The organism is Nocardia terrae, from assembly GCF_009760405.1.
GTDB lineage: Bacteria > Actinomycetota > Actinomycetes > Mycobacteriales > Mycobacteriaceae > Nocardia > Nocardia terrae.
Genome location: NZ_WRPP01000011.1, coordinates 1 through 17618 on the forward strand (window position 1 = coordinate 1; position 17618 = coordinate 17618).

The window sequence follows — 17618 nt, forward strand, 5'->3', positions numbered from 1 at the left end:
CCGAGACTCTGGCCGGGTTGCGCGACAATCCGGCGTTGTTGGCGGGGTTCGGTGCGATCGATGCGGATCTGGCTCGTCAGCTTGCCCGCCATGCCCGCTTCGACATCATCACCGACACCACCACCGCACAGACGGACGACACTCACGCAGCGCCTGCCCATACCAGTGCGACACCCGCCGCCACGACCGAGACCACCTCCGTCAACGGCATCCCCGACCAGAAGACACCCGACGAACCCAGCGCGGGCGACACCCCTTGCGCGGAAACGGAATTGCGGTACCGTCCCGGTGCCCGCGTCGCCGCGCGCGTGCGGGCCCTCGACGGGACCTGCCGTGCCCCGGGTTGTCAGATCCCGGCCGCGGCCACCGATCTGGACCATCAAGACCGCTTCGACCACCATGACCCCGCCCACGGAGGTCGCACCACCGAAGACAACCTCGGGGCCCGGTGTCGCCGCCATCATCGGCTCAAGACCCACGCCGACAACCATCGCAACCAATGGCAGGTCATTCACCACCCGGGCCGAGAAGTCGAATGGGTCACGCCCACCGGGGAATCGGCCACCACCACTCCCGAAGGGGTGCCGTTCCTGTTCCCGACGGTGTTCGTGCCGCCGGTCACCGCTGCCGGGGTGCCTGATGCCGAACCGGCTGGGTCGGTGTGGGATCCGGGGTTCGCGGTCAACGAGCTGACCGAATGGGCGCACGTCTACACCACACCCGCACAGCGACGTGCTGACCGTATTGCCCGGCGGGCTCGGCACAACATGTGATTCAGATGCTCGAGGTCAGGTAACCCGGGGGAAGACTTCCAGGGCGCATGAACTGGCAACGGGATTGCGCATCGATCGGAGGTACCTGAAGTGTGGTCGCCTCGCCTGCCCTACCGGACTTGGGCTGACGCCGGGTTGGGAGCCGTCACCTCGCCTACCGGCCCACGGACTGCACGGATCACCTTCTCGAGACAAAAGACAAAACCCAAAACCCAAAACCAAAACACCCCAAACGCCCTCTCGTTCATCGAGTGGCACAGTATCGAGGGGTTATGTCCGGTTCATCCGGAAAAATGTGCCACTCGACGCAAGGGCGGGGGTGGAACCCGACAACTCGGGCATCCGCGCGGGGAGGTTAACGCGGTTCGGGCCTTGCGGAGGCTGGGACCGCAGCATTGGCTCCTACCTCACCGTGGGGTAGTGGCGGTCGATTATGTCGAAGGCGTTTGGTTGGCCTGCGCGGTAGAGCTGGAGGTCTACCGCTTTCAGTGGTTCCCAGAGCGGCATTCGGAAGCGGGGGGTGATCTGGGCTTCGGGCTGGCCGGAGCCCGAGGCGTGGAGGACGGCGTTGGCGGCCAGCCGGCCGCCTTCATTGGCGGCTTCCATGCAGGCGACGTTCATCTGGGTTTTGATCCAGTCGCCTGCGAGGAAGAGGTTGTCGAGGTTGGTCCACGCGTTCGGTCGGTCGTCCCAGGAGCCGGGGTTCTGGATGAATATGGCGTCGTCGTAGGCGATGTCGGGGGTTCCGGCGTTGGTGAGGGCGGGGTCGATTTGCCAGGCGCGGAGCATGTCGTCGGCGAGTGGGTTGTCGCCGTCGTGGTTTACGTGTGCCTTGATCTGGGCCCAGGTTTCCTGCGCCAATTCCTCGGGGCTGCATTGTCGGGCGGGTTTCCCGTTGAAGGTGCCGGGCTCGTCCCACTCGGAGATGATGGCGGACAGGACTTCCTGTGCGCTGCCGTCGCCGTAGCTGGATACTGATCGTCGCCAGAATTGGGCTTCGCTGATCGAGGTCAGTCCCCAGGGCGCGTCGTTGTATCCGACGTGTCCGTTCGCCAGGGGAGCGGGGCGGGTGAGGAAGAATTGGATGCCTACCATCCAGGCGGCCCGGAGATTCCGGATGCGGTCGAGACTGGGGTCGGCGGTGGTGAGGTCGTCGGTGAGGACGTCGGGGAATTTGTCCAAAGGGATTGCGGCGACGTAATAATCCGCGTCGACGTTGTGGCGGGACCCATTCGCGTCGGTGACGGTGGCTCCCGTGATGTGGGCTCCGTCGTTGGTTAGGGCGGTCAGTTTGTAGCCCTGGTTGAAGGTGACGCCGATCGAGCGGAGGTAGTCGATCCACGGGTTGATCCAGGTTTCGCTGGTGGGGCCGTTCATGACGCGGTCGTTGCCCTTGCCGTCGGTGTCATTGTTCAGGTTGAGCAGGGACCAGACGTATTCCTCGCCGACCAAGCCGATCGAATGTGCGCTGCAGTTGCGGGATTTCGTGGCGACCAGCTCTCGGATGAAGCCGTCGCCGAGGAAGCGGTTGTATTCGGGGGAGGAGTTGTCGAGGCGGGCGAAGTCGGTCCAGGTCATTTTCTCCCACTGGCCGAGTTTGCGTTCGTCGCAGCTGGAGACGTACACGGCCAGGCGTTCCGCGGCGAAGACGGCCTCTTGCGGCGGTAGGCGGAACAGGGTTTCGAACACCGCCACAATGGAATCGACGAATTGTTTCGGTGTCTCGGGGAACTGGCTGAAGGGCAGCGGGAACGGCAGCGGGATGGTCAGGTTGTGCCGGCCCATCCCGGCGATCATGGCGGCGTTCAATCGGGTGAGGTTGTCCCACACGCCGTGCGGATTGCCGGGGAACGGGATGCGCCGCAAGGTATCCGGCAGGTTGTGATAGAAGCCGAAGAAGCTGCGGAAACCGTGCTCGCCGGGCAGGCCGTCGGGGGTGTAGATGCTGCGGGTCTTGCCGCCGAAATCCGCGAGTTTCTCGAAAACCGTGACGGAGAAACCTCTTTCGGCCAGCTCGTGTGCGGTGGTGAGTCCGGCTGGTCCGGCGCCGAACACCGCCACCGTGCGGCCGGGGTCCGCGTGGGCCCGGCCGCCGGTGGGCGCCAGTGTCAGTGCTGCCGCCACCCCTCCCGCCTTGGCTGCCGTCTGGATGAACTGTCGTCGTGTCCGGCGCATGCGAGCCTCCGCCCGTTGGTCTGCAACTGGCGGCTATGTTAATGACAGTTCTCGGCTGGAATGGATGGTTTCGCTGGATCTTTCGGCGCTAAGTCGATGGACATTCTTCTTGATGTGTCAGCGGTTGAGCTGTTGCAGGACCCACCCTGCGGTGTTGGTGCTGGAGCGGATGAGGGAGTGGTCGACCGCGTCCGCACCGGGGAACAGGTCCTCGTAGACGGCGTTGACCACGCCGGGCTCGTCCAGGGTCGAGCAGGCGGGGGCGGGGGTGGCCAATTGGTCGTTGCGGGTGGCGATCACGGAATAGGTGACGCCGGGCTGGGTGACCTGGGTGTCGAAGATGGACTTGTAGACCGGAGAGGTGGGTGCCATCTGCATGGCGGTCGCCATGTCCGGTGAGCTCGCGGCCAGTACGGACGCCAGCAGCGGCAGTGCGGTCATCAATTGCACCGGGGTGACGGGCGGGTTCTTGATGCCGAACACTCCGGCGCCGTCGCAGCCGCGGACTTCCGGAGTGATGAAGACCGCGTGGCTCACCGTGGGGGCTCCGGCGAGGAGTTTCAGGTAGTAGTTGGTGACGATGGTTCCCGCGGAATGCGCGACTATCTCGACCTTGTCCGCGCCCGTGGTCGCACGGACCTTCGCGATGAAATCAGCGACCTGCTGTGCCTCGCCGGGGATATCTCCGTTCCAGCGCTTGTCTTCGACGATGCCGCCCTGGAACAGCACCGTGCAGTATCCCGCGTCGCGCAATGCGCCGAGCATGGTCGCCCACTGGGCATCGGTCTGCTCCGGAGCTCCGTCGCCGCCGGGCAATACGACTACCGGATACGGATGCGCGGAGGTGGGTGCGCAATCGATCGGCGGTTCGATGGTGGCTCCTACCGGGAGCGGTTTGCTGCTCGATCCGCTGTCCGGAGCGGCCTGCGCCGTGGCCGTGGACAACATTGCCGCGCTCAGAATGGCTACGGCGACCTTCGCTCTGATTCTCAATGTGTGACCCGTCAATTCGACTCGCGCATGCAGCTTCCTGCACAGGCGAATGTTTGGCAAATATATTGCTCAGAGGAGAACCCCAACCGAGATTATCGATTTCGTTGCCGGGTAGCCATGAGAGGAATGCCATGAGCCGGAGTGACATCGTCGAACCGAACATCATCGGCCTCTACTGGGACCGAGACGGGGATATCTGGCAGCGGGAGGATGCCGGCTGGCGGCTCATATTGCAGAGCGGCGTGGCCGTCGATCCGATCTCGCTGTGGGAGTGGGATAACGGGTGTGTGCGCGATTACGCGCCATTCACGCCGGTGGCCGCGATCCGAACAGCGTAACTTCCATCAGGCGGATCACCCTGGGCTGCGGGCAGATCGACGGGTGATCGCCGAATTCCCGGCCGAGGTCGACCACCAGGCCGAATGCGGCCTGCACCAGGATGCGCGCCTCGCCCTCGGTCAATTCGGGGCGCACCGCCACCAGCAGCCGCACCCATTCGGCCACGATGAGCCGCTGCACATTGCGCAGCATTGTGCGTTCCTCGGCGGACACGTGGCCGAATTCGGCGTAGTAGACGAAAGTCAGCTCACGTTCGGCGAACGAACCGGCGACATAGAGATCGACCAGCTTGCTCAGCGCCTCGGCCGGACTCGACGAGGAGGCCACCGCGGGGCCGATCGCGCCCGACACCCGGTCCGCGGCGCGGCGGAAGGCGGCCGCCAGCAGGTCGCCCTTGCTGCGGTAGTAGCGATAGACCGCCGACGCCGCGGACAGGTCGGCGGCCGCGGCGATGTCCTCCACGCTCACATTGGGATAGCCGCGGGCGTGGAACAGTTCGACGGCCTTCTTGAGCAGCAGTTCGTGCTTGAAGCTCTGCGGGATCTCGACTGCCCGCGGCGCGGCCGACGCGGTGCCCTCCGGCGGCAGGTCGGTGTCGATGATGGCGTCGCAGGCCGAATGCAGCAGGGCCGTCAGCGATTTCGCGGGCAGGGTGGCGTGATGGTCGCCGATGCTGGAGATCACGCTGAGCAGTGACACCGCGCGCACCGCGCGGTCGTGGCCGTCGAGCTCGGGGCGGACGCCGCCGATCAGCGCGCGCAGGGTGGTGAGCGCGATCGTGAACTGGTCCTCGAGGGTGGCCCGGTCGGTGTCGTCGAGGTAGCGGCGCTCCCAGCGCACCAGCGTCACCGTGGAGCGGTTGGCGATGGTCTCGGCGATCATCTTGTCCAGGACGCGGTCCAGGCGATCGCGGGGCGACAGGTCCTCGCTCTCGTCGGGCGGGGTCGCCGATTCCGCGGTGATGCGGGCCAGACGCAGCAGCTCTTCCCGGAAGAGCGCGTACTTGCTCGGATAATGCCGATACAGTGCGGCCGAGGAGATTCCGAGGCGGGCCGCGATGTCCTCCATGCTGACGCCGTGATAGCCGAGCGAACCGAAGGCCGCGGCCGAGGTGGCGGCGATCTGGGCGCGCCGGTTCTTCGGGCGGCGGCGGATCACGCGCTGCGGCTGCTCCTCGACGGTCATACGGCAATGGTAATCACCAGGCATGATCTGATCTCCTGCTGGTTGCGGGCGCGCGGCGTAGGCTGCCCGCATGCGCACGGTTGGTGTTGAGCGCACCCTCGCGGCCCCACAGTCCGACGTCTTCGACTGGCTCACCGATGTCACCAATTACCAACGGGTCCCGCTGGTTCGCCGCGTCACCCTGGTGCGGCCGGGACACACCGCGGGCAACGGCGAGGGCGCGGTGCGGCTGGTGGTGACCCCGCTGTTGCGGCTCACCGAGGAGATCGTCGAATACGAGCCGCCGCGACTGATGCGGTATCGGCTGCTGAATTCCGTTCCGCCGCTACGACATCAGGAGGGCTCCATCACCTGTGAGCCGTGTGCGTCGGGAACGAAGGTGCGGTGGTCGTCGACCTTCGAGATCGCCGCGCCGTTCCTGGCGCCCATCTGGACCCGGCTGTTCCTGCCCGTCGTGCGCGGCGGCTTCGTCATGGTGTTGCGAACCGCCGAGCGCGAACTGCGCGGCGGGTGAGCCGGGCTACCATCTGGGCTCATGGCGGAGATCAAGGTGGAGCGCCGGAACTCGGTGGCGCTCGTGACGGTGCACGACCCCGACAAGCGGAATGCGTTGACGCTGGACCTGTCCGCCGATCTCGCGGACGCGGTGGCCGACGCGGAACATGACGAATCGGTGCACGCGCTGGTGGTGACCGGCACGCCCCCGGCCTTCTGCGCGGGCGCGAACCTGACCGCGCTGGGCGAAGCGAAGGAAGCGGGACTGCGGGCCATCTACGAGGGGTTCCTCGCGGTGGCGCGGTGCAAGCTGCCGACGGTCGCGGCGGTCGGCGGGCAAGCCGTCGGCGCGGGGCTGAACCTCGCGCTGGCAGCGGACGTCCGGTTCGCGAATCCCAAGGCGCGCTTCGATGCTCGCTTCCTGAAGCTGGGGATCCACCCGGGCGGCGGCATGACCTGGATGCTGCAGCGCGCGGTGGGCCCGCAGCAGGCGGCGGCCATGACGTTGTTCGGCGAGGTGCTCTCCGCGACGGCCGCGGAGCAGGCCGGACTCGTGCATCGGGTCGTCGACGGCGACCATGACGCCCTGGTCGAGGCCGCCGTCGAATTCGCCTCCGCCACAGCCGATGTCCCGCGCGAGCTGCTCATCACCACCAAGCGCACCATGCGGGCCACCCGCTCCATCGCGGCCCATGCCGAGGCCGTGAGCACCGAGGTGGTGCCGCAGCTGGCCTCGCTCGAGTCCCCGGAATTCGCCGCCCGGCTGGCGGCGATCCAGGCTCGAATCTCCGGTTCCGCCTAAGGCTGTCCGGTGAAGTAGGCGATGCCCGCGTCGATCAGTGGCTGTCCGCCCGCTGCGAGGAAACCGATGCCCGCGCCGATGGCGATTCCGAGCAGCGGCGGCAGCACGAAGATCCAGAACGGAATCGTGATGACCCCGCCGATCGCGCCGCCGATGAGCGCGCCGAAGACGCCGCGCTGAACCTGCTCGTTCCAGCGCTGCTGGGCATCGGAATCGATGTCGTGCAGCGGAGCGGCCGTCGGGCGCAGCGTGAGCCGGGTCCCGTTCTGTTCGATGGCGGGCGTCAGGGTGATCTCCCGGTCCGCGGCCGTGAAGCTGAGCGGCACGGCGGCGACGGGCGTGCCCGCGGCATCGGAGACGATGACCGCGCGGGCATCGGTGTTCGCGGTGAAGGTGCCGGATTCGAGGGTGGTGACCACGCCGTCCGGAGTCAGACTCGCGGAATACGCTATGCCGCTCTGGGTTCCGTGCACGGCGGTCACGGGGGCGGGGTTCGCCTGTGCGGGCGCGGCTGCCGCGACCCCGCAGGCGACGCCCACGGCCAGTGCGCTCACCGCCATCGCGCGCCTCATCGCAGTCCGCCTTGGCCCGCGCCGATGAACGCGCCCGCGATGCCCCCGGTGGCGCCCCAGGTGGCGCAGGTGAGCGGGGTGAGCGGCAGGGTGAGGAACAGCACGACCGGAGCCGTCGCGATCTGGAGCGCGCTGCCGACGGCGCAGCCGATCAGCGCACCGGTCACCGCGCCGCCGACCGCGCCCGAGGCGACACTGTCGGCCCGGCTCGGGGCGACGCCGACCGAACGCGCGAACTGCGAGATCTGCGCTTCCGGCTGGGCGAAGGTCGAATTGATCTGGTCGATCTGCTCGGCGCTCAACTGATCCGGAGCCTCGATGGACACATCGCCCGCGCGCAGGACCCGGGGCTGCGGCACGATCTCGGCGACCTGCGGGGTCGGCTCGGGTGCGTGCAGGGTGTCGGGCTGGATGGGGGTGATGTAGTCGTGCTGGGGGACCTGGCGGATGGGCGCGTTGTAGTCGGAGTCCGGGGCGACGCCCTTGGCGTCATCGGCGGGCGAGACATAGGTGGCCGGGGGCGGGGTGCGCACGGCGGCGGGTGCGGCCGGCGGGTCCGTCACGCCGGGCTGGGCCGGGCTCGGAGTCGGTTGCGCCGGAGCCGGATTGGTGACGCCCGGCTGCGGGGTGATGAATTGCGGGGCCGCCTGGGCGACCGCGGTGCCGGTGACGAGGGCGGCCATCGGGACGACGCCCATAGCCGCGCGCGCCGCCAAGCGCTGAGTTCCTGTTTGCCTGCGATGTCTCGCCACGTGTATTCCCCGACCCTTCAGTAGCGCGCCATACCAGAGTTCTAAATTCCGCGTCACGGAATCGGCTTTCCGGTAAGGCAATTCACGCCGCAGTAGATCGGTGTTCATGGGGGCGTGTCAAACGACCCGCTATCGCGTGCAGCGCAGATCACATCCGTATTTCGGCGTGAATGAGTGGGAAATTCAGGACAGCGCGGCGAGTGCCATCTGCCGCAGCACCGGTCGCGCCCGCGTGGCGAGCGTCGCCGGGGCGCTGTGCGGCGTGGAGTTGATCAGGCCGAAGGTGGCGTGGGCCTGGACGCGGGCGGCCGGTTCGGGGAGATCGGGGTGGAGTTCGCGCAGCACCGCGACCCAGACCTCGACGTATTGGCGCTGGGTGCGCCGGACCTGGCGGCGGGCCGATTCGGGCAGGTTCTCCAGGTCGCGGTCCTGGATGCGGATGAGTTCGGGCTCGCCCAGGGCGAAGTCGAGGTGGAAGTCGATCAGGCCGTGCAGGGCCGATTCCGGGGTGCCCGCTTGTTCGGCCACGGCCTTGCCGCCGTCCAGGAGTCGCTGGCTGATTCCGACCAGCAGTTCGACCAGCAGCGCTTCCTTGTTCGGGAAGTGCCGGTAGACCGCCGGCCCGCTGATGCCGACCGCCGCGCCCAGATCGTCGAGCCGCATCCCCAGGAACCCGCGGTCGGCGATGAGCCGTGCCCCGGCGTCCAGCAGCTGCTGCCGTCGCTGCGCCTTGAGCTGCTCGCGACGGGTGAGGGTAACGGTTTCCGTGCTGTTCACCGTGGCTCCTCTCGTCGATGCTGGACAACTCAGTTAGTGAAGATTATCTTATTTTCCAGTTATTGGTGACTAACCGAGCGGGGAGCGAATGCTGACCGAGGGCACGCGTACCGGGAACCGGGCCGCGCATCTCGCGCTGGTGGGTGAGCTGCGGGAGCGGCTGGCCGCCAGTGCGCTGGGCGGGCCGCAGAAGAGCCGGGAACGACACCTGGCGCGCGGCAAGCTGCTGCCGCGCCAGCGGGTGGACCAGCTGCTGGACACCGGCAGTCCGTTCCTGGAGCTGGCCCCGCTGGCCGCCAACGGCATGTACGACGACGAATGCCCGGGCGCGGGCGTCATCGGCGGCATCGGCCGGGTGTCGGGCCGCGAGTGCGTGATCATCGCCAATGACGCGACGGTCAAGGGCGGCACCTACTACCCGATGACGGTGAAGAAACACCTGCGGGCGCAGGAAGTCGCGCTGCAGAACAATCTGCCGTGCGTCTACCTGGTCGATTCCGGCGGCGCGTACCTGCCGCGGCAGGACGAGGTGTTCCCCGACCGCGAGCACTTCGGGCGCATCTTCTACAACCAGGCGACCATGAGCGCCAAGGGGATCGCGCAGATCTCGGCCGTGCTGGGCTCCTGCACCGCGGGCGGCGCCTACGTGCCCGCCATGAGCGACGAGACCGTGATCGTGCGCAATCAGGGCACCATCTTCCTGGGCGGCCCGCCGCTGGTGAAGGCGGCGACCGGCGAGGTCGTGACCGCCGAGGAGCTGGGCGGCGGCGAGTTGCATTCGCGCACTTCGGGTGTCACCGATCATCTGGCCGAGAGCGACCAGGACGCGCTGCGGATCGTGCGGAACATCGTGGCCACGCTGGGACCGAAGACGCCGACGCCTTGGGATGTCGCGCCGCCGGTGGATCCCATCGCGCCGCAGGACGAGCTGTACGACGTGGTGCCGGTGGATCTGCGGACGCCTTATGACGTGCGGGAAGTCATCACCCGGATCGTCGACGGTGGCGAGTTCCAGGAATTCAAGGCCGAATACGGCAAGACCCTGGTCACCGGATTCGCCCGTATTCACGGCCACCCGGTCGGGATCGTCGCCAACAATGGTGTGCTCTTCGCCGAATCCGCCATGAAGGGCGCGCATTTCATCGAGCTCTGCGACAAGCGCAAGATTCCGCTGCTGTTCCTGCAGAACATCACCGGGTTCATGGTCGGGCGCGACTACGAGGCGGGCGGCATCGCCAAGCACGGCGCGAAGATGGTGACCGCGGTGGCGTGCGCGCGGGTGCCGAAGCTGACCGTGGTCATCGGCGGGTCCTACGGCGCGGGCAACTACTCCATGTGCGGGCGCGCGTATTCGCCGCGGTTCCTGTGGATGTGGCCCAATGCCCGCATCTCGGTCATGGGCGGCGAGCAGGCGGCCTCGGTGCTGGCGACCGTGCAGAACGGGCGGGACGAGGCGGATCTGGAGGCGTTCAAGGCCCCGATCCGGGCGCAGTACGAGGCGCAGGGCAATCCGTACTATTCCACGGCCCGGCTCTGGGACGATGGCGTGATCGACCCGGCCGATACCAGAACCGTTGTGGGCCTGGCCCTCTCGGTCTGCGCGCAGGCCCCGCTCGAGCCCGTCTCCTACGGCGTATTCCGGATGTGATGACCATGATGAACAAAGCGCACCCCGTCTCGTTCGACACCGTGCTCATCGCCAATCGCGGCGAGATCGCGGTGCGGGTCATTCGCACCCTGCGCGCCATGGGGATTCGATCGGTCGCGGTGTACAGCGACGCCGACGCCGACGCCCGCCACGTGCGGGAGGCCGATACGGCGGTCCGGCTGGGGCCCGCGCCCGCCCGCGAGTCGTACTTGAACATCGACAAGGTGGTGGCCGCCGCCGTGCGTTCGGGTGCGCAGGCCGTGCACCCCGGATACGGCTTCCTGTCGGAGAATTCGGCCTTCGCGGCGGCGCTGGAGGCGGCGGGCATCGCCTTCCTCGGTCCGTCGGCGCGGGCCATCGAGGTCATGGGCGACAAGATCACCGCCAAGAACGCGGTGGCCGAGTACGGGGTGCCGGTGGTGCCCGGCATCGCCAAGCCCGGGCTCACCGATGCGGAATTGATCGCTGCCGCCACCGAGATCGGGTATCCGGTGCTGGTGAAGCCGTCGGCCGGTGGCGGCGGCAAGGGGATGCGGCGGGTGGAGGATCCGGCGGATCTGCCCGCGGCGCTGGTCAGCGCCCGGCGCGAGGCGGGTGCGGCCTTCGGTGATGACACCTTGTTCCTCGAGCGGTTCGTGACGCGGCCCCGGCATATCGAGGTACAGATTCTGGCCGATCAGTTCGGGCATGTGCTGCATCTGGGTGAGCGTGAATGCAGCCTGCAGCGGCGGCATCAGAAGGTGATCGAGGAAGCGCCGTCGCCGTTGCTGGACGCCGCGACCCGGGCTCGGATCGGTGCGGCGGCGTGCAATACCGCCCGCAGCGTGGATTACGTGGGCGCGGGCACCGTCGAGTTCATCGTTTCCGCGGATCGGCCCGACGAGTTCTTCTTCATGGAGATGAATACCCGTCTCCAGGTGGAACATCCGGTGACCGAGCTGGTCACCGGGGTCGATCTGGTGGAATGCCAGGTGCGCATCGCCGCCGGGCAGAAGCTGGCCGCGGCCCAGGAGGACATCCGGCTGACCGGGCACGCCATCGAGGCGCGCGTGTACGCCGAGGATCCGAGCCGCGACTTCCTGCCGACCGGCGGCACCGTGCTGGCGCTGTCGGAGCCGGAAGGGCCTGGCGTGCGGGTGGATTCGGGGCTGCGGGCCGGGACCGTGGTCGGGACCGACTACGACCCGATGCTCTCGAAGGTGATCGCCGGTGGCGCGGATCGCGCGGCCGCGATCGCCAAGCTCGACGCGGCACTGCGGGATACGCAGATTCTGGGCGTGCGGACCAATATCGACTTCGCGCGGTTCCTGCTGGCGGACCCGGATGTGCTCGAGGGGCGGCTGGATACCGGGCTGCTGGATCGGCGGGTCGTGGACTTCACGCCGGCTGCGGTCAGTGACGAGCAGTTCATCGCGGCGGCGGCCCGGCTCTGGCTGGATCGGTGGGCGGGTGCGTCGGCCGATCCGTGGCAGCAGCCGACGGGCTGGCGGGTCGGGGAGCACGCGGCCGTCGGCATCCGGCTGACCAGCGGCGACCGGACGGCGCATGTGTATCTGGCCGGTAGCCCGGAGTCCGCCACCGCTTGGCTCGAGGATGGCGAAAAGCAGCCGCTGACAGTCGATTCCGACGGCGATACCTTGACCTTGACCCTCGACGGGCTGCGTACCGCCTACCGTGTCGCCACCCAGCCGGGTCAGATCTGGGTGGCGGATCGCACCGGTACCGCGCTGCTGCGCGAGGTCGCCGAGGTCGATATCCGGGCCGGTGAAGCTCATGCCGGCGACGCCGAAATCATCAGCCCCATGCCGGGTTCCGTCATCGCCACCCCCGTCGCCGAGGGCGACGTCGTGGCCGCTGGGACGCCGATCGTGGTGGTCGAGGCCATGAAGATGGAACATTCGCTCACCGCCCCCATTGCCGGGCGCGTCGAACTGCTGGTCGCAGCGGGCGCGCAGGTCAAACTCGAACAGCCGCTGGCTCGCATCGTCGCTCTGAATGAATCTGCCGAGGAGAACACTCCGTCATGACCGACTTCCTGTCCACCGGAACCCTGCCGGACGAGTACCGCGAACTCGCCCTCACCGTCCGCGATTTCGCCAACCAGGTGGTGGCCCCGGTCGCCGCCGAGCACGACGCCGAGCACAGCTTCCCCTACGAGGTGATCGCGGGCATGGCGGACATGGGCCTGTTCGGCCTGCCGTTCCCCGAGGAGTTCGGCGGCATGGGCGGCGACTACTTCGCGCTGTGCCTGGCGCTCGAGGAGCTGGGCAAGGTCGACCAGAGCGTGGCCATCACGCTGGAGGCCGGCGTATCGCTCGGGGCCATGCCGATCTATCGGTTCGGCAATGACAAGCAGCGGGCGGAGTGGCTGCCGCTGCTGGCCAGTGGCCGGGCGCTGGGTGCGTTCGGGCTCACCGAGCCGGGCGCGGGCAGTGACGCGGGCGGCACGCGGACCACGGCGGTGCTGGACGGGGACAGCTGGATCATCAACGGCTCCAAGCAGTTCATCACCAACTCGGGGACCGATATCACCCGGCTGGTGACGGTCACCGCGGTGACGGGCAGCACGGATGGGAAGAAGGAGATCTCCACCATCATCGTGCCGACCGACACCCCGGGCTTCACCGCCGAGCCCGCGTACAACAAGGTCGGCTGGAACGCCTCGGACACCCATCCGCTCTCGTTCGACGATGTGCGGGTGCCCGCGGAGAACCTGCTCGGCGAGCGTGGCCGCGGCTACGCCAACTTCCTGCGGATTCTCGACGAGGGCCGGATCGCCATCGCGGCTCTCTCGGTGGGCGCGGCGCAGGGTTGTGTGGACGAGAGCGTCCGCTACGCCAAGGATCGCCAGGCGTTCGGCCGCCCGATCGGCGCCAACCAGGCCATCGCCTTCAAGATCGCCCGCATGGAGGCGCGCGCCCACATGGCCCGCACCGCCTACTACGACGCGGCCGCGCTCATGCTGTCCGGCAAGCCCTTCAAGAAGCAGGCCGCCATCGCCAAGCTGGTCGCCAGCGAGGCCGCCATGGACAATGCCCGCGACGCCACGCAGATCTTCGGCGGCTACGGCTTCATGAACGAATATGCTGTGGCCCGGCACTATCGCGACAGCAAGATCCTGGAAATCGGTGAGGGCACCACGGAGGTGCAGTTGATGCTGATCGGGCGGGAGCTCGGGCTGTGAGCTCTGCTAAGCGGGTCGTCCAGCGCGGCTTGTGGTTCGACGAGTTCGAGACCGGGGTCGTGTACGAGCACCGGCCGGGGCGCACCATTACCGAGGCCGACAATGTGCTGTTCACGACGCTGACCATGAACACGCAGGCGCTGCACCTGGACGCGGCGTTCTCCGATGCGCTGCCGCCTTTCCATCAGCGGCTGGTGAATTCGATGTTCACGCTGTCCACGCTGGTGGGCCTGTCGGTGGCGCAACTGACGCAGGGCACCATCGTGGCCAACCTCGGCTTCTCCGATATCGCCTTCCCCAAACCGCTTTTCCACGGCGACACCCTGTACGCGGAGACCGAGGTCACCGAGCTACGGGAATCCAAGAGCCGTCCGGGCGAAGGGATCGTCACCTTCGCGCACACCGGACGCAATCAGCACGGTGACGTCGTGGCCACCGCCGTCCGGAAGACCCTCGTGAGGAAGAAGCCCGCATGAGCTGGGAAATGCCCGGGCCCGCTTGGCTTTTCTGCCCCGCCGACCGGCCGGAGCGTTACGGCAAGGCGCTCGATGCCGCCGACGTGGTGATCATCGATCTGGAAGACGGTGTCGCCGAGGCGGACAAGGCGGCGGCCCGTGAGGCATTGATCGCCACGCCGCTCGATCCCGAGCGCACCGTGGTCCGGGTGAACGCCGCGGGGACCCTCGAGCACATGCTCGACCTCGACGCGCTGGTGCGCACCGACTACCGGCGCATCATGCTGCCGAAATGCGAGTCGGCCGAACAGATCACGCGGCTGACCGATTACGAGGTGATCGCGCTCATCGAATCCCCGCTGGGCGCGCTCGCGGTCGGGCGGGCGGTCATGGTGCGCAACGCCATCGGCGTCATGTGGGGCGCGGAGGATCTGGTGGCGGCGCTGGGCGGGAACTCCTCGCGCCATGCCGACGGTGGGTATCGGGATGTGGCGCGCCACGTGCGATCGCAATCGCTGCTGGCCGCCAAGGCGTACGGGAAGTTCGCGCTGGACTCGGTGTACCTGGACATCAAGGATCTGGCGGGGCTGGCGGCCGAGTCGCTGGACGCGGTCGCTATCGGATTCGATGCCAAGGTGGCCATTCATCCCAGCCAGGTGCCGGTCATTCGCACCGCGTACGCGCCCGCGGTCGATGAGGTCGACTGGGCACGCCGGGTACTGGCCGAAGCGCCGAATCATCGCGGCGTCTTCACTTTCGAGGGACGCATGGTGGACATGCCGGTCATCCGGCATGCCGAGCGGATCGTGCAGCGGGCGGCCACGGCCGGTAGCGCGGGATTCGCGTCGTAGGAGGTATTGCGGTGGAACCACAGTGGGTGCCAGGTGAGGTCGATATCGCCGAGGCGCAGGTGACGAGCTTCGCGCTGTTCGTGGAGAAGCGCACCGGGTTGAGCCTGCCGGACTACCGGGCTCTGTGGCAGTGGTCGGTGGATGACCTGCCGGGGTTCTGGGGCGCGATCTGGGACTACTTCGATCTGGGCGAGCGGTCCGACGAGGTGCTCGGATCCTCGGATATGCCTGGAGCGCAGTGGTTTCCGGGTACCACGCTGAACTACGTCGACCAGGTGGTGCGCCAGGTCCGCGATGATCGGCCGGCGATCCTGTCCGTCGACGAGACCGGTGAGATCACCGAGATCTCCTGGGCCGCACTGATCGCCACCGCGGCGGCCTTCGCGCGCACGCTGCGCGAGCTGGGTATCGGGCCGGGCGATCGGGTCGCCGGGTATCTGCCGAACATTCCCGAGGCGGTGATCGCCTTCCTCGCCACCGCGAGCATCGGCGCCGTCTGGAGTGCCTGCGGCCAGGACTATTCCGCCCAGGCGGCGCTGGACCGGCTCGGGCAGCTCGAACCCAAGGTGCTGGTGACCGCCGACGGGTACCGGTTCGGCGGGAAAAGGCACGAGAAGACCGCCGATATCGAGGCGCTGCGGGCGGGACTGCCCTCGCTGGCGGCCACGGTGCTGGTCTCGCGGATCGGTGCGGAACTGGCAGATACGGTGCCCTGGCAGCAGGTCGAGCCGGGCGATGAAGACGTCGACATCGACACCGTGCAGGTGGATTTCGCGCATCCGCTGTGGGTGCTGTACTCCTCCGGCACCACCGGCAAGCCCAAGGGCATCGTGCACGGGCACGGCGGCGTGCTGGTCGAACATCTGAAAGCCGTTGCCGTGCAGTCGGATATCGGGCCCGAGGATACGTTCTTCTGGTACACCAGCCCGAGCTGGATGATGTGGAACTTCCAGATCGCCGGGCTGCTGGTCGGCGCGACGATCGTCTGCTACGACGGCAGCCCGGCCGCGCCGACTCCGGATGCGCTGTGGCAGTTGGCCTCCCGGACCGGTGCGACCGTATTGGGGACCAGTCCCGGATATGTGCTGGCGTGCGCGAAGGCGGGATCGGTCCCGCGCGCCGATCATGATCTCTCGGCATTGCGGCTGGTCGGCATCACCGGCTCGTCGCTGCCGCCGTCCTCGTCGCTGTGGCTGCGCGACAATGTGGGCGAGCACGTGCCGGTCGCTTCCATCAGCGGTGGCACCGACGTGGTGTCGGCGTTCATCGGCGGCGTGCGCACGGTTCCGGTGTGGCCGGGTGAGCTGTCCGCGCCGTATCTCGGTGTCGCACTGGATGCTTGGGATGAACAGGGCAGGCCGGTTCGCGACGAGGTCGGGGAACTGGTCATCACCGAGCCGATGCCGTCCATGCCGGTGTCGTTCTGGAACGATCCGGACGGGTCCCGCTATCGCGAAGCCTATTTCGAGATGTTCCCCGGTGTCTGGCGGCACGGCGACTGGATCACCATCACCGAGCACGGCAGCATCATCGTGCACGGCCGCTCGGATTCCACCCTGAACCGCCAGGGCATCCGGATGGGCAGCGCCGACATCTACCAGGCCGTGGAGGCGCTCCCGGAGATCGCCGAGGCCCTCGTCATCGGCGTCGAACTGCCCGAGGGCGACTACTGGATGCCGCTTTTCGTCACTCTCGCACCAGGTGTCGAGCTCACCGACGAGGTGAAGGGGCGGGTCAACGCGACCATTCGCGCGGAGGTGTCGCCGCGGCACGTGCCCGACGACATCATCGAGGCGCCGGGCATTCCGCACACCCGCACCGGCAAGAAGCTCGAGGTGCCGATCAAGAAGCTGCTCCAGGGCGCGGACCCGAGCCGGGTGGTGGCTCCGACGGCCGTCGACGATCCGGCGCTGCTGGACTGGTACGCCGCCCGGAAGCGGTAGCGGCCGGGCTCAGCGGGGTTGGGCGATGACCAGCAGGACGTGGGCCGGCTGGTTGTCGACCAGGTGCCAGCGGTCCCGGATGGTCGAGGGGAAGTCGACGAAATCCCTGGGGCCCAGGCGAATCCGTCCCACCCCGACCAGCTCCACCTCCAGCTGGCCCGACACCACGTACACGCCGGTCACGCCGGTGGATTCGAACCAGCCGCCAATGAATTGGCCCGGCTCCACCAGGTATTCGATGACTTCCAGCGGGCTGTTCGGGCGCATGTGCAGCGCCCGGCCCACCGCGGCGTCGGGGCGGTCGCCGACGGGGAGCCGCAGGCCCTCATCGGCCCGCACCACCGTGACCCGCTCGGACTCGGGTGCGGGCAGCAGATCGCCGGGCGTCACCCCGAGCGCGGTGGCCAGGCGATAGGTGGTGACCATCGAGGGCGCGCTGACCCCGCGTTCGATCTGACTCAGGAACGGCTGGCTGATGCCCGCGCGCTTGGCCAGCTCGCGCATCGACAGCCCTGACTTCTCGCGCAGTTCCCGGACCATGCTCCCGACCAGTCCGGCCAGGGTGGCCTCATCGGGGTCCCTAGGGGTGGCGGCAGTGTCGTTCACACAGGCCAGTGTGCCCGATCCGGGTTTCGCGCGACCATGCGGGCGTTAACGCGATCGTGACTCGGGTG

Annotated in this window: 17 protein-coding genes; 10 read left to right on the forward strand and 7 right to left on the reverse strand. The window is 67.8% G+C overall.

Features of this window, described 5'->3' with window-relative positions:
• Positions 1–773: HNH endonuclease signature motif containing protein (locus tag GPX89_RS37075; protein ID WP_198347779.1), on the forward strand; the 773-nt coding region annotated here is incomplete at its 5' end.
• A 402-nt stretch (positions 774–1175) separates the two neighbouring features.
• On the opposite strand, the gene GPX89_RS37080 is transcribed toward GPX89_RS37075, so the two are convergent.
• A complete protein-coding gene (locus GPX89_RS37080) occupies positions 1176–2897 on the reverse strand; it encodes a hydroxysqualene dehydroxylase (protein ID WP_328602736.1) in 1722 nt (573 codons plus the stop codon).
• 168 nt (positions 2898–3065) lie between these two features.
• Positions 3066–3941: an esterase/lipase family protein gene (locus tag GPX89_RS37085; protein ID WP_157392442.1), complete on the reverse strand. Its 876-nt coding sequence runs from the start codon at positions 3939–3941 to the stop codon at positions 3066–3068.
• Positions 3942–4072: 131 nt separating this feature from the next.
• Between GPX89_RS37085 and GPX89_RS37090 the strand changes: the two genes are divergently transcribed.
• Positions 4073–4279: a hypothetical protein gene (locus tag GPX89_RS37090; protein WP_157392443.1), complete on the forward strand. Its 207-nt coding sequence runs from the start codon at positions 4073–4075 to the stop codon at positions 4277–4279.
• Here the strand turns inward: GPX89_RS37090 and GPX89_RS37095 are convergent.
• On the reverse strand, positions 4248–5465 hold the full coding sequence (locus GPX89_RS37095) for a TetR/AcrR family transcriptional regulator (RefSeq protein WP_235948993.1): 1218 nt from the start codon (positions 5463–5465) through the stop codon (positions 4248–4250). The two genes, GPX89_RS37090 and GPX89_RS37095, sit on opposite strands and share 32 nt — an antisense overlap.
• A gap of 70 nt (positions 5466–5535) precedes the next feature.
• On the opposite strand from GPX89_RS37095, the gene GPX89_RS37100 reads away from it, so the two are divergent.
• Positions 5536–5979 (forward strand): SRPBCC family protein, encoded by a 444-nt coding sequence (locus GPX89_RS37100; RefSeq protein WP_157392445.1) that lies wholly within the window; start codon positions 5536–5538, stop codon positions 5977–5979.
• A 21-nt stretch (positions 5980–6000) separates the two neighbouring features.
• The gene (locus GPX89_RS37105; RefSeq protein WP_157392446.1) at positions 6001–6762 is read left to right on the forward strand and encodes an enoyl-CoA hydratase; all 762 of its coding nucleotides are present in this window, start codon (positions 6001–6003) and stop codon (positions 6760–6762) included.
• Here GPX89_RS37105 and GPX89_RS37110 read toward each other — a convergent pair.
• From GPX89_RS37110 to GPX89_RS37120, 3 genes are all read right to left on the reverse strand, one after another.
• The gene (locus GPX89_RS37110) at positions 6759–7334 is read right to left on the reverse strand and encodes a hypothetical protein (RefSeq protein ID WP_157392447.1); all 576 of its coding nucleotides are present in this window, start codon (positions 7332–7334) and stop codon (positions 6759–6761) included. The two genes, GPX89_RS37105 and GPX89_RS37110, sit on opposite strands and share 4 nt — an antisense overlap.
• A complete protein-coding gene (locus GPX89_RS37115) occupies positions 7331–8050 on the reverse strand; it encodes a hypothetical protein (protein WP_157392448.1) in 720 nt (239 codons plus the stop codon). The genes GPX89_RS37110 and GPX89_RS37115 overlap by 4 nt, the downstream gene beginning before the upstream one ends.
• 219 nt (positions 8051–8269) lie before the next feature.
• The gene (locus GPX89_RS37120; protein ID WP_328602737.1) at positions 8270–8863 is read right to left on the reverse strand and encodes an SACE_7040 family transcriptional regulator; all 594 of its coding nucleotides are present in this window, start codon (positions 8861–8863) and stop codon (positions 8270–8272) included.
• 88 nt (positions 8864–8951) lie between these two features.
• Between GPX89_RS37120 and GPX89_RS37125 the strand changes: the two genes are divergently transcribed.
• Genes GPX89_RS37125 through GPX89_RS37150 form a run of 6 tightly spaced genes read left to right on the forward strand, consistent with a single transcriptional unit; the run spans position 8952 to position 16944 of the window.
• On the forward strand, positions 8952–10511 hold the full coding sequence (locus GPX89_RS37125) for a carboxyl transferase domain-containing protein (RefSeq protein ID WP_157392449.1): 1560 nt from the start codon (positions 8952–8954) through the stop codon (positions 10509–10511).
• Between the two features lie 5 nt (positions 10512–10516).
• Positions 10517–12538, forward strand: a complete 2022-nt coding sequence (locus GPX89_RS37130; RefSeq protein WP_157392450.1) for an acetyl/propionyl/methylcrotonyl-CoA carboxylase subunit alpha — start codon at positions 10517–10519, stop codon at positions 12536–12538.
• On the forward strand, positions 12535–13695 hold the full coding sequence (locus GPX89_RS37135) for an acyl-CoA dehydrogenase family protein (protein ID WP_157392451.1): 1161 nt from the start codon (positions 12535–12537) through the stop codon (positions 13693–13695). Before GPX89_RS37130 ends, GPX89_RS37135 begins: the two co-directional genes overlap by 4 nt.
• Complete coding sequence (locus tag GPX89_RS37140; protein WP_328602738.1) at positions 13692–14171, forward strand: MaoC family dehydratase; 480 nt, start codon at positions 13692–13694, stop codon at positions 14169–14171. The genes GPX89_RS37135 and GPX89_RS37140 overlap by 4 nt, the downstream gene beginning before the upstream one ends.
• Entirely contained in the window at positions 14168–15001 is an 834-nt protein-coding gene (locus tag GPX89_RS37145; protein WP_157392452.1) for an HpcH/HpaI aldolase/citrate lyase family protein, read from the forward strand. The genes GPX89_RS37140 and GPX89_RS37145 overlap by 4 nt, the downstream gene beginning before the upstream one ends.
• An 11-nt stretch (positions 15002–15012) precedes the next feature.
• A complete protein-coding gene (locus GPX89_RS37150) occupies positions 15013–16944 on the forward strand; it encodes an acetoacetate--CoA ligase (RefSeq protein WP_328602739.1) in 1932 nt (643 codons plus the stop codon).
• Between the two features lie 9 nt (positions 16945–16953).
• Here the strand turns inward: GPX89_RS37150 and GPX89_RS37155 are convergent, their stop codons facing one another.
• Positions 16954–17550 (reverse strand): helix-turn-helix domain-containing protein, encoded by a 597-nt coding sequence (locus GPX89_RS37155; RefSeq protein ID WP_328602740.1) that lies wholly within the window; start codon positions 17548–17550, stop codon positions 16954–16956.
• Positions 17551–17618: the final 68 nt, after the last annotated feature.

Coding starts and splice junctions, on each gene's coding strand:
- GPX89_RS37090 (WP_157392443.1), top strand. CDS start 4,073: ATGAGCCGGAGTGACATCGTCGAACCGAACATCATCGGCCTCTACTGG.
- GPX89_RS37095 (WP_235948993.1), bottom strand. CDS start 5,465: ATGACCGTCGAGGAGCAGCCGCAGCGCGTGATCCGCCGCCGCCCGAAG.
- GPX89_RS37100 (WP_157392445.1), top strand. CDS start 5,536: ATGCGCACGGTTGGTGTTGAGCGCACCCTCGCGGCCCCACAGTCCGAC.
- GPX89_RS37105 (WP_157392446.1), top strand. CDS start 6,001: ATGGCGGAGATCAAGGTGGAGCGCCGGAACTCGGTGGCGCTCGTGACG.
- GPX89_RS37110 (WP_157392447.1), bottom strand. CDS start 7,334: ATGAGGCGCGCGATGGCGGTGAGCGCACTGGCCGTGGGCGTCGCCTGC.
- GPX89_RS37125 (WP_157392449.1), top strand. CDS start 8,952: ATGCTGACCGAGGGCACGCGTACCGGGAACCGGGCCGCGCATCTCGCG.
- GPX89_RS37130 (WP_157392450.1), top strand. CDS start 10,517: ATGATGAACAAAGCGCACCCCGTCTCGTTCGACACCGTGCTCATCGCC.
- GPX89_RS37135 (WP_157392451.1), top strand. CDS start 12,535: ATGACCGACTTCCTGTCCACCGGAACCCTGCCGGACGAGTACCGCGAA.
- GPX89_RS37145 (WP_157392452.1), top strand. CDS start 14,168: ATGAGCTGGGAAATGCCCGGGCCCGCTTGGCTTTTCTGCCCCGCCGAC.